The organism is Paraclostridium sordellii (assembly GCF_000953675.1).
Taxonomy (GTDB): Bacteria; Bacillota; Clostridia; order Peptostreptococcales; family Peptostreptococcaceae; genus Paraclostridium; species Paraclostridium sordellii.
Window position 1 is genome coordinate 395,911 of sequence record NZ_LN679998.1, and the last position, 12,678, is coordinate 408,588.

6 protein-coding genes are annotated in these 12,678 nt (G+C 25.4%); all 6 read left to right on the forward strand.

Translation table 11 applies throughout. The features are described from left to right. The first annotated feature begins 204 nt into the window (after positions 1-204). The 6 genes from ATCC9714_RS01925 to addA all read left to right on the forward strand — a co-directional run bounded on the left by ATCC9714_RS01925 (position 205) and on the right by addA (position 12,532). Entirely contained in the window at positions 205-387 is a 183-nt protein-coding gene (locus tag ATCC9714_RS01925) for a hypothetical protein (protein ID WP_021125120.1), read from the forward strand. 106 nt (positions 388-493) lie between these two features. Next, positions 494-2,389: a hypothetical protein gene (locus tag ATCC9714_RS01930; RefSeq protein WP_057544335.1), complete on the forward strand. Its 1,896-nt coding sequence runs from the start codon at positions 494-496 to the stop codon at positions 2,387-2,389. Continuing rightward, positions 2,382-4,595: an ATP-dependent helicase gene (locus ATCC9714_RS01935; RefSeq protein ID WP_057544336.1), complete on the forward strand. Its 2,214-nt coding sequence runs from the start codon at positions 2,382-2,384 to the stop codon at positions 4,593-4,595. Before ATCC9714_RS01930 ends, ATCC9714_RS01935 begins: the two co-directional genes overlap by 8 nt. Next, complete coding sequence (locus tag ATCC9714_RS01940; RefSeq protein ID WP_057544337.1) at positions 4,588-5,349, forward strand: PD-(D/E)XK nuclease family protein; 762 nt, start codon at positions 4,588-4,590, stop codon at positions 5,347-5,349. Before ATCC9714_RS01935 ends, ATCC9714_RS01940 begins: the two co-directional genes overlap by 8 nt. Next, positions 5,339-8,785 carry a helicase-exonuclease AddAB subunit AddB gene (gene addB / locus ATCC9714_RS01945; RefSeq protein ID WP_057544338.1) on the forward strand — a complete coding sequence of 1,149 codons (3,447 nt, stop codon included), beginning with the start codon at positions 5,339-5,341 and terminating at the stop codon, positions 8,783-8,785. Before ATCC9714_RS01940 ends, addB begins: the two co-directional genes overlap by 11 nt. Continuing rightward, positions 8,786-12,532 carry a helicase-exonuclease AddAB subunit AddA gene (gene addA / locus ATCC9714_RS01950; protein ID WP_057544339.1) on the forward strand — a complete coding sequence of 1,249 codons (3,747 nt, stop codon included), beginning with the start codon at positions 8,786-8,788 and terminating at the stop codon, positions 12,530-12,532. It begins immediately after the preceding gene. Positions 12,533-12,678: the final 146 nt, after the last annotated feature.

Consider the following 12,678-nt stretch of genomic DNA (forward strand, 5'->3'; position numbering starts at 1 on the left):
CACAGAAGTTAAGCTCTTTAGCGCCGATGGTACTTGGTGGGAAGCTGCCTGGGAGAGTAGGACGTAGCCACGTAATCTTTTTTTATTTAAGCTAATTATTATAAAAAGAAGTGCAAAAGCGCTTCTTTTTATTTTATTAAAATTGAATAAAAATACAAAATCTAATAAATAATTAAAGTACAAACAAAATATTTGGAGGATTCTATGTATAGAGTAAATTTAAGATATAAGGATTTTGAAAGCTTAGATAAAAATGTATTATTTGACTGTGAGGATTTTAATATAAATCGTGATATATATGAATTTAAAAATATAGTTATAGATCAATGTATTTTAAAAGATTTAGAAATAAAAAATGAAGATATAACATTTATAAAAATAATGTAATAGGTATGTAGAGCTACATACCTATTACATTATTTTTATGCAGTAGCAATGATAAGCGTATCATGATTAATATGTTATAATTATCTTATAAAGGAAGGTAAAGTGTATGAATTTAATAGTAAAAGATATTTATAATGATAATAAGTTTAATGATTTGTTAAAAAAATATATAGAATTTGCGAGTATAAAAGGAATTAGAACTGGAAATATATTATTCTTAGTTCCAAATAACAAGATAAAACGAGAATATGATAAAAATATAAATTTAAATATAAGTGAAGAAATAAAAACAACTACGTATATATCTTTTATATCTAAAGAAGTTATTAAGTTTTGGCCTATGATTGATGAAAAATGTGATGAGATTTTAGAACATAGATTAAAGCCAATAACTATATCAAGTAGTTTAAGAGATTATATTTTAACTGAGATAGTAAAACAAAATAGAAATTTTAGAAATTATTTTGAAGATATAACTGCATCAAATAGAAATATTGCAAATAGTATATCTGATAATTTAAACAAAGCAGTTCAAAATCTAATAGATATTAAATCTATTGGAGAGAAAATCTATTATTCAAAAGTTAATCATGATAAGATAAATAGATTTTCATATAGTGAAATGCAAGAAGTTATTGATAAATATATTTCTTTATTATTAAGTAATTCTATTATAGATAATTCTTTGATGATTTATTTATACAACAATTACTTGCTAAAAGATGAACGATATTTAAGCTTTCTAAGAAAAGATATAAAGTATTTACTTGTTGATAGTTTAGAAAATAGTACAGCTTGTGAAGTAGAATTTATATCTAGACTTTTAGATGAAGTTAATGATTCCTATATGTATATAAATTATACTAAAGATTATGCAGCTTTTAATAATATAGACATGAAATATATAAACGAAAAGATAGTTTCACGATGTAAAGTTATAAAAAATTGTAGTATTAATAGCTTATATCTTTCCGATTTAAAAAATTTAAATAAGAAAATTGAATTAAATCAAGATAGTCAACTATATAGTGAAATGATTAAACACATAGGAGATAAAATTATAGAACTTGTAAAAAAAGATATTAATCCACAAGATATATCCATAATATGCCCTATAAGTAGTACAGTAATATATCATAAGTTAAAAAATTTATTAGAAAAGAATGATATACATATTTATAATACAAAGCAAGATAAACGATTAATTGATTATCCATATGCACATGCATTAATGGTGGCTTCATGTATTTTTTACGAATGTGAAGAAATTTTAAACAATGATGATTATATAAATTTTATAAGTCTTTTAACTCAATCAAATAAAATTAGAGCTATGAAAATTTTTAATGATAAACAAAAGAGTGAAGATTATATAAATATAATTAACTATATAAAAGAAAAAAAGGGTGCAGATTTAAGTATATATGAGTTCTTAATAAAGTTTTATATAGATAATTTATTAAACCTACCAAATGGAAAAGAAAATGTAAAGATTTGCAAAAAAATAATTCAAGAGAGTGAAAACTTTACTGAAAGTATAAGCTTATTAGGCCTAGACAAAGATAAATTTAAAGAAAAAATATTTTTTGAAGCATTGAAATCAAATATTAAAGATTATTACTCATTAAGTGAAATAGAGGATTTTCAAGAAAATAATTCAGTAGTTTTAACAACACCATATAGATATATATCGCAAAATATGAAAAATCCTATACAGATTTGGGTAGACGTAGGTAGTAATATGTGGAGTATGAAGTGTGAAAAGGAAATAAGTAATGTACAAGTATTAAAAAGAACATTTAAAGATTCTGAAATATACACTGAAGATATGGAAGAGTTTTATAAAGAATATTATCTGTATAATACTATATATAATTTATTAATAAATACAGAAACAGTATATGCATATAAAAGTGAGTATACTTTAAATGGTTATATCCAAGAAGGACTTTTATACAATTTAATTATAAGTTTGATAGATAAGGGTGAATTTGATGAGTAAGATAAACTATAGAGAAGATCAAATCCCTATAATAAATTATGAGGGTGGAACTATGGCAGTACCAGCTGTACCAGGAGCTGGAAAGACATTTATAGTAACTAATTTAGTTGCAAAGTTAATAAAAGAAGGAAAAAATAAGCCAGGAAAAATATTAATACTAACATATATGAATAGTGCAGTAAACAATTTTAAAGGCAGAATTGCTAAACTATTAGATGAAAATGATATAAAAGAAACTAATTCTTATGAAGTTATGACTATTCATAGTTTAGCAGTAAAAATAATAAAAGAAAAGCCAGAAATACTTATGTTAAATGATGAATTTAGTATAGTAGATGATCTTAAGAAAACTATAATATTAAATGAATGCATAAATAATTTTAAAAATAATGGAGGCGAAAGAGCTTTTAATTTCTTTGTTAAAGAACAAAGAGATGAAGAGTGGAGAAATAGATGTATGGAGTCTTGGAATCAAGGCTTTTTTGATTTAGTAACAAATTCAATAAGCGAGTTAAAGTATAAAGACATATCTCCCAAAAAACTTGAAGATATAATATCAAAGGGGCATAAAGGAGTATTAAAATGTATTTTACCAATATATAAAGATTATGAAAGAAAATTAAAAAATAGTGGATTTCTAGACTATGATGATATTTTAATATTAGCTTATAAAGCTCTTAATAAAGATGAAGATTTAAAAGTGAAATTTCAAAATAGATATTCATATATTTTTGAAGATGAATGTCAGGATTCAAATGAACTTCAAGGAAATATTATAAAACTTATATCAGAAAATAATAACAATTTAGTTAGAGTTGGAGATGTAAATCAAAGTATAAATGGAACATTTTCTTCTTCTAATCCTATATTTTTTAAAAACTTCATGGAAGAAGCAGACCATTGTTACAAAATGGATATGTCAAATAGAAGTTCTAAAGATATTATAGAATTAGCAAATGAGTTAGTAGATTTAATAACTGGAGATTTTTATATAGAAGATTGTAAATGTGCATTAGAAAAAATGGAAATACGTACTGTACCAAAAGGAAAGGGATATAAAGAAAATCCAACGTCAGATAAATACCTGTTAAATGCTAGATGGTATGAGACCTGGGAAAAAGAAATTTTACAAACAGCAAAGTTCGTAGAATACATAAAAAAAACTACTCCAGATAAAAGTATAGGTTTATTAGTTCCTTTTAATAGTCAGGTTAAAGAAATTGCAAGAGTACTAGAATCGTTTAATTTAGAATTTGATGAACTAGGACCAAATTCTCTTCATAAAAGGAAACTAATAAATAATATTGGATATATTATTGAGTTTTTAGCTGACTGTGATGATATAAATAAGTTAGTAAATATATTAGAGAAAATATATATAAATGTTGAAAATAAAATTGGTAAAGAAGAGTTTTTATTGAAGTTAAAAAGATATGATGTTGAAGATATCATATATGATACAGATAATATAATTCAAGATATAGTTATAGACAATACAGATGACATATATATAAATTTTATAAATGGGATAAATAGATTGAAAATTTTACTAAGTTATAATTCCGTAAAATTTGATGAATTGATTTTGTTTATAGGTGACAATATGGATATAAGTGATGAGGAAAAAGCCATGGTAGATTACATTGCTTTTTATATAAAACAATTAGTATTAGATAATCCAAATACAAGCTTATATGACATAGGTAAAATTTTATTAGATGATAGAAATAGAGTATTCAATTATATAAGTGAAATTATATATGAAATCAATGGATATGAACCTAAGCCAGGAGGAATAACTATTTGTACATACCATAAGTCAAAAGGTATGGAATGGGATGTTGTATTTTTATTAGATTTAACAGAATTCAAATTTCCAGCAAATATAAACCAAAAATTCCAAGGTGAACTTTGGTATTTAAAAGATAAGTATAAAAACCCTGTAGCAATAGCAAAATCAGAAGTAGAATCCATCTTAACTGGAGACAAGCCTATAGATTTTATGTATAAACACAAGGTAGATATAATAAATGAAAAAATAAGGTTGTTGTATGTGGGTATAACAAGAGCAAAAGAAATGTTAATGCTATCTGGACATACTTATAAAGATAAAAATGCAAATAAAAGACAGCAACAAAAGCCATCTTTTTATTTTAATAAGTTAGGAAAGTTTATAAAAGAAAAGAGAGGTGAGTTAGTTGAATAAAAAGTTAGAAAATTTTTTATACAGTCAAAACTCAATAAACACCTATAAATGTTGTCCATTAAAGTTTAAATATAAATATATTGATAAAATAAATTGGAAACAGGATGATGAGAATAGTAGAGAATACTATGATAATTTAAAGCTAGGAACAGACTTTCATTTAATTTGTGAAAGGTATTTTGCCAATATTCCAATTGGAATTGAGCATAGCAAAAATGAAGATTTTAATATATGGTTAAATAAAATAAAGAGGTTAATACCAATTAAAGAGGATAAGACCTATCTTACAGAATATGAGGTTAGATTAAAAAATGATTGCATAAATATACAGGCTAAGTACGATTTAATAATAATTGATAATGAAAATATAAGTATATGGGATTGGAAAACTGAAAATAGAAAGATAGATTATAAGAATATTGAAAATAGAATTCAGACATTAGTTTACTTATACTTATGTAAAGAAGTTGTGACTAAATTATATGATTTAGATATAAGCTATGAAAATATAAGTATAAATTACTATCAGCCAGAATTTTATAATGAAGCTATAACAATTAGATATAGCGAAGAAAAGCATAATAAAATAGAAAAACAATTATATGAATATGTAAATAAAATAAAAAATACAAATTTTGATTATGAAAAAAACTTAAAAAATATTAACCACTGTAAATTTTGCGAATTTAATAAACTATGTAATAATAAAGAAATAAATTTTAGCATACTGGAGGATGAAATATATGAGTCTTAGGTTTATCTTTGGAAGAGGTGGTAGTGGAAAGACAACGTATTGTCTAGAAGAAATTTCTAAAGAAGTACAAAGTGAAGAAACATCACCTATAATATTGTTGGTGCCAGAACAATATACATTTGAAAGTGAAAAAAGATTAAGTAAGTATATAGAAAAAGATCCTTACCTTAGATCAAGAGTATTAAGTTTTAAAACTCTAAGTAATATAGTATTTTCACAAGTAGGAGGACTTACAGATATAAATATAAACTCTAGTGGAAGATCTATGATGATATATAAAGCGCTAGAAGGAGTCAGTGAAGATTTAAAAATATTTTCAAAAGCTTCAACTCAACCAGGCTTTATAGGTACTATTGCAGATATGATATCTGAGTTTAAACAATATAGTATAACACCTGATGCTTTGGAGAATGTAGCTGGAGAATTACAAAGTGAAACTTTAAAACTAAAATTGCAAGATATAAGTAAAATTTATGATAGTTATGAAAAGATTCTCCATGAAAACTATGTAGATACACAGGATTTATTGGCATCATTAGCCGATAAAATTGAACTATGTAGTTATTTTAATAATGCAAAGATATATATAGATGAGTTCACAGGATTTACGCCTAATCAATATAAAGTTATAAGAAGTTTATTAACAAAAGCAAGTGAAGTCAATATCACGTTAACTTTAGATAATAATTTAGTAAAAACTTATAATAAAAGAGATGTATTTTCTCGTACTAAATTTACTGAAGAGAAGTTAAAAAAATTATGTTTAGAAGCAGGTGTAAAAATTAAGCCAGAAATAAGCCTAAATTCAAAACAAATAAAAAGATTTAATGGGAATTTAGAATTAGAGCACCTTGAAAGTAATTATTATTCCTACCCTTATAAAACATATGAAAAAGAAACTAAAAGTATATGCATAAAAGAGTTTAGTAATTTATATTCAGAAGTAGAACAAATAGCTAAGGAAATAGTATTTTTAGTCAGAGAAGAAGGTTTTAGATATAAAGATATAACTGTGGCTACAAGAGATTTAAATAGATATGGATTTTTAGTTCAATCTATATTTAATGAATACGAAATTCCTAATTTTATTGATTCTAAAAAAGAGGCTAAAACAAATCCAATTATAGTACTTATAATATCTGCACTAGAAATGCAAAGTAGAAAATATAATTATGAAACTATGTTTAGATACTTAAAGAGTGGCTTAATAGGATTGAGCATAGAAGATATAAGCTTAATAGAAAATTATGTCTTAGCAAATGGGATAAAAGGTAAGAAATGGTTTGAAGAAAAATGGAACTATAGGTTAAATCATAAACTTAATGACGAAGAAAGTGAAGTTGAATTAGAGATAATTGAAAAAGTTAATGAAATAAAAGATGTGATAATAAATCCTATAGTAAAACTACAAAAAAAATTAAAGGGAAGAAATAAAGCAAAAGATATATGTAGATACATATATGAATTTTTAATTGATATAAATATACCTGAAACTATAAAAAATATGATAGATGATTTTAAGTCTAAAAATGAAATAAATTTAGCTAATCAGTATTCTCAAGTTTGGGAAATTGTAGTTGATATATTAGATCAAATAGTTGAGATTATGGGAGAAGATTTTATAAGTTTAGATAAGTTTATAAAAGTTATAAGTATAGGATTTGATGAATATGAGTTAGCAACAGTTCCACCTAGTTTAGATCAAGTTTTAGTCAGTAGTGTAGATAGAATGAAAAATCCAAATACAAAGCATTTATACTTAATGGGTACTACAGATGGTATATTCCCATTAATATCTAAGGACGATGGAATATTAAATGATAAAGATAGAGAAAATTTGGGTGATAGTGGAATTGAAGTTGATATAGATAGTAAAACTAAAACTTTTGAAGAACAATTTTTAGTTTATAGAGCATTAACATCAACATCTCAATCATTGACAGTAACTTACCCTATAGCTGATCATGAAGGAAAAACTTTAAGACCATCAGTTATAATATCTAGACTTAAGAAAATATTCCCTAATATAAAAAATGAAAGTTATTTAAATGATGTAGAGTATAAATCAAATGAAGAAATAGCAAATAATATAACTACCAAATCTCCTATTTTTAATGAACTAATAAAATCAATAAAAGATTATGAAGAAGAAAAAAAGATAGAAGATATATGGTTAGATGTATATAGATTTTATATAAAAGATGATGAATATCACGTTAGAGCTAAGAACATAGTTGAAGGATTAAATTACACAAATCAAGTTAAAAAAGTTGAGAGTGATAAAATAAGAGAATTATATAACAATAAATTATTTAGTGTTTCAAGGTTAGAAAAATACGCACAATGTCCATTTGCATATTTTATACAGTATGGATTGAAAGCAAAAGAAAGAAAAGAATTTGAGTTTACACCACCGGATTTTGGTACATTTGTTCACAACATACTAGATAAATTTTCAAAGCAATTATCAAAGGATAATTTAGATTGGAGAGATATAACTGATGAATATATATCTGAAAAGGTAGAAATTATAGTTGAAGAATTAGTATCTAAAATACCGGGATATATATTAGAAAGTTCAGCAAGATATAAATATTTAGCATATAGGTTAAAAAATATGCTTATATCCGCAATAGCTATAATTAGTTATCAGATAAGAAAAGGATCATTTGATCCAACGGATTATGAAGTTAAATTTGGAATAAATGAAAAATATCCTCCTATTAAAATTATATTGGATAACGGAGAAGAAATAAATTTAATTGGACAAATAGATAGAGTAGACACATTAGAAGAAGAAAGTCAAAAGTATATAAGAATAGTAGATTATAAGTCAGGGAATAAAGATATAAGTCTTACTGATGTATATCATGGACTTCAATTGCAACTATTAGTATATTTAGATGCTATATTAGAGAGTTCAAAGCACAATGGTGGAGATATAAACCCAGCGGCTATTTTATATTTCAAGATAGATGATCCAATAATAAAAACTAATGAAAATAAGGAAGATGAAAGTATCAAAGAGGAAATACTTAAGAAGTTAAAGATGAAAGGACTTGTACTAAAGGATAGTAATGTTATTAAAAAGATGGATAATACACTTCCAGATGGTGAAAAAGGAACATCATTAGTTGTGCCAGCATCTATAAATAAAGATGGAACAATATCAAAAACTACATCAGGGGTAAACCAAGAAGAGTTTGATATCCTTAGAAAATATGTTAAACAGACAATAAAAGAATTAAGTGAAGATATGTTAGATGGAGATATATCAATTTCTCCGTATAAGACAAAAGAATCAAGCTCTTGTGATTTTTGTAGTTTTTCATCTATTTGTCAATTTGATAGTACATTTAAAGATAATAGTTATAGGATTATAAATAAAAAGAGTCAGGATGAGATAATAAATAAAATGAAAGGAGATGTTGAATAAATGAGTTCTCCTAAATGGACAGAGGAACAAAAAGCTGTTATAGATAGTAGAAACTGTAACCTGCTTGTTGCAGCAGCAGCAGGATCAGGGAAAACAGCTGTACTAGTTGAGCGTATTATTCAATTAATAACAGATACAAAAAACTTAGTTGATATAGATAAATTATTAGTTGTTACATTTACTAATGCAGCAGCATCTGAGATGAGAGAGCGTATAGGAGATGCTATTGCAAAAGCTTTAGATAAAAGCCCTGAAAATAGTCATTTACAAAATCAATTAGTACTTTTAAATAGAGCAAGCATAACAACTATTCATTCATTTTGCTTAGATGTAATAAAGTCTAACTTTCATAAAATAAATATTGATCCTAATTTTAGAATAGGAGATCAAACAGAATGTTCTTTACTTAAGCAAGAATGTATAGAAGAAGTATTTGAAGAGTATTATGAAGAAAAAAATATTGAGTTTCTAAATTTAGTTGAAAGCTATGCAGAAAAAAGAGGAGATAAAGAACTACAAGAAATTATATTATCTATATATAATTTTTCTATGGCATCACCAGATCCTAAAAAGTGGTTATATGATTCAGTAGAACTTTTCAATATAGATGAAGATTTTAGTTTTTCAAATTCAATATGGGCAACGTCTATACTTGATAATTTAAAGATAGAAGTTGAAGGTATTGAATCTAGTATGAAAAAAGCTATAGAATACGTTGATGGAATAGAAGAATTAGAAAGTTATAAAGAAAAATTAAATATAGAATACTTAAAAATAGTAGACATCGTAGAGGCATGCAAAGAAGGCTGGGATAGCGCGTTTTATCATATGAGTAATATGCAATTTGAAAACTTTTCAAAAGGAGTTAAAAGACTTTCTAAAGATACTCCAGAATATGTAAAACAAGCAAGAGAAAACGCCAAAAATATAAGAGATAAAAATAAAAAATCCTTAGAAAGTATAATAGGAGCAACCTTTTATAAAAGCAATAGTTCAATTTATGAAGAGATTAAATTTTTATACCCTGTAGTAAAAGCTATATCTGATTTAGTTATAAGTTTTGAAAATAAATATCAAGAAAAGAAAAGGGAAAAAGGAATAATAGATTTTAATGATATAGAACATTTTGCATTAGAGATATTAACTGATAAGGATGAGTATGGAAATATATTACCATCAGATGTTGCCAAAACTTATGTAGAAAAATTCTCTGAAATATTCATAGATGAATATCAGGATAGTAACTTAGTACAAGAAGTTTTATTAAGCACCATAGCAAAGGTAGAAGTCCCAAATAGATTTATGGTCGGGGATGTTAAGCAAAGTATATATAGATTTAGACAAGCAAAACCAGAAATATTTTTAGAAAAATATGCTAATTATGACACTGAAGAAGGTAGCAAAAATAGAAAAATAATGCTATATAAAAACTTTAGAAGTAGAAAAGAAGTTGTAGACTGTGCAAACTATATATTTGAAAATATAATGAGTAAAAGCATTGGAGAAATAGAGTACAATCAAAATGAAAGATTAAACTTAGGAGCAGTATTTAAGGAGTGTGAAGAAGAAAACTCTATAGTTGGAGGACCTACGGAAATTCACTTAATAGAAAAAAATAACAAGAAAAATGAAAATTCAGATGAAGAAGAACAAGAACAAGAAGAAATTGATAATATACAGTTAGAAGCTAGGATGTTAGGTAAAATAATCAAAGATATTATGAGCCCTAAGGAAAATGGGGAAATAATGAAAGTATATGATAAAAAAATAGATAATTATAGAAATGTAGAATTTAAGGATATTGTTATTTTATTAAGAGCAACATCTAGCTGGGCTCCAGTTTTTGTAGAGGAGCTTATGAATATGGATATTCCAACTTATGCAGATACAGGTATCGGATACTTTGATACGATAGAAATTAAAACTGTACTTGCATTACTACAAATAATTGATAATCCTATGCAAGATATACCTATTATAGCCGTACTTAAATCACCTATGTTTAGTTTTACACCAGAAGAATTAATTGATATACGTATTGACAATAGAGATGTTAGTTTTTATGAAGCATTATGTGGATTAAAAGAAAAAGATAGTGAACTTAGCGAAAAAATAGAATATTTCTTGGATAAATTGAATGACTTTAAAACTAAATCACTATATATGAGTACAGATGAATTTTTATGGTATGTGTATATAGAAACTGGATATTATGCATATGTGGGAGCTCTTCCAGCAGGTAGTCAAAGACAAGCAAATTTAAAAGTTTTATTTGAAAGAGCAAAACAATTTGAAGAAACAAGTTTTAAGGGACTATTTAACTTTATAAATTTTGTTAAAAGATTAAAAAAATCAAACTCTGATATGGGAAGTGCGAAAACATTAGGAGAAAATGCAAATGTAGTAAGGATAATGAGTATCCATAAAAGTAAAGGGCTAGAGTTTCCAGTTGTAATATGTGCTGGTATGGGCAAAAATTTCAATAATCAAGATTTTAGAAAAGATATTTTATATCATCATAAATTAGGTTATGGGCCTCAGATTGTAGACTACAAAAGAAGAATATCTTACCCAAGTATTGCAAAGGAAGCTTTAAAGACCACTATAAATATGGAAAACTTATCTGAAGAGATGAGGGTTTTATATGTTGCATTTACAAGGCCAAAGGAAAAATTGATTATAACAGGTTCAGTAAGAGATATAGAATCTAGTATAAAAAAATGGGCGCAAGATATAGAAAATAAAGGACCGGTTTCTCAATACCAAATACTTAAAGGTAAAAATTTTCTAGATTGGATAATGCCTGCTATTTTAAAACATAGGGATTTAGAAAATTTAAGAGAATTAGTAGATTTAGATTATGATTACTTAGATGATCATGATTCCAAATGGGAAACTAGGTTATGGGATAAAAATGATATTTCAACAAATAAAATAGATGAAGACGATGAAGAAACAATAGCATCAATACTTACAAACATGGATCTAAATAAAGATAATAGTGATTATTATGATATCATAAAAAATAAATTAGATTACAAGTATCCATTTATGGAATCTGTAAATAGAGCAGGGACTATATCTGTTACAGAGATGAAGCGTTTAGAAAATGAAAATGAAGAAAGTTACACAACAAAAGATTTAATAGATAGACCAACAGAAATAAAAACACCTTTATTTATACAAGAAGAAAATAGTAAAGAGAAGTTAACTGGAGCACAAAAAGGTACAATAATGCATTTATTTATGCAGGTTGTTGATTTAAATAATGTAAATAATCTAGAAGAAATAAAAAATGAGATAGAGAGATTAGTCAAAAATAAAATTTTTACTAGTGTTCAAGCTGAAGTTATAAATCCATATAAAGTGCTGAAGTTTTTCAAATCAAACTTAGGAAAAAGAATGTTAAGTTCATATTTTCTAAAAAGAGAACAAGCTTTTTACTTACAGATGAAATTAAAAGATTTATTTGAAGATATAAGTGAATTTGAGAAAGAGCAAAATGAAGATACATTAATGCTTAGAGGTATAATTGACGCATACTTTGAAGAGGAAGATGAATTAGTTATAATTGACTATAAAACTGACTTTGTAAATGAAGAAAATAAGTTAGAACTTATATCAAAATATGAAAAGCAATTAGAAATATATAGTAAAGCCTTAAATGAATTAACAGGTAAAAAAGTAAAAGAGGCTTATATATATTTATTCGGTATAGAGGAAGCTGTTTTATATAAGTTCAATTAAAAATAAAAAAACAATGGTTTCTAAATACAGATAACCATTGTTTTTTTACTATTAGGGGGAGAGATATATTTACACTTTTCGCGTGTAATATAATTATTTACAGAAAAAGCAAATATATACTTAAATTAATTAAATAAATAAAAAAT

Coding starts and splice junctions, on each gene's coding strand:
- addA (WP_057544339.1), top strand. CDS start 8,786: ATGAGTTCTCCTAAATGGACAGAGGAACAAAAAGCTGTTATAGATAGT.
- ATCC9714_RS01935 (WP_057544336.1), top strand. CDS start 2,382: ATGAGTAAGATAAACTATAGAGAAGATCAAATCCCTATAATAAATTAT.
- addB (WP_057544338.1), top strand. CDS start 5,339: ATGAGTCTTAGGTTTATCTTTGGAAGAGGTGGTAGTGGAAAGACAACG.
- ATCC9714_RS01930 (WP_057544335.1), top strand. CDS start 494: ATGAATTTAATAGTAAAAGATATTTATAATGATAATAAGTTTAATGAT.
- ATCC9714_RS01925 (WP_021125120.1), top strand. CDS start 205: ATGTATAGAGTAAATTTAAGATATAAGGATTTTGAAAGCTTAGATAAA.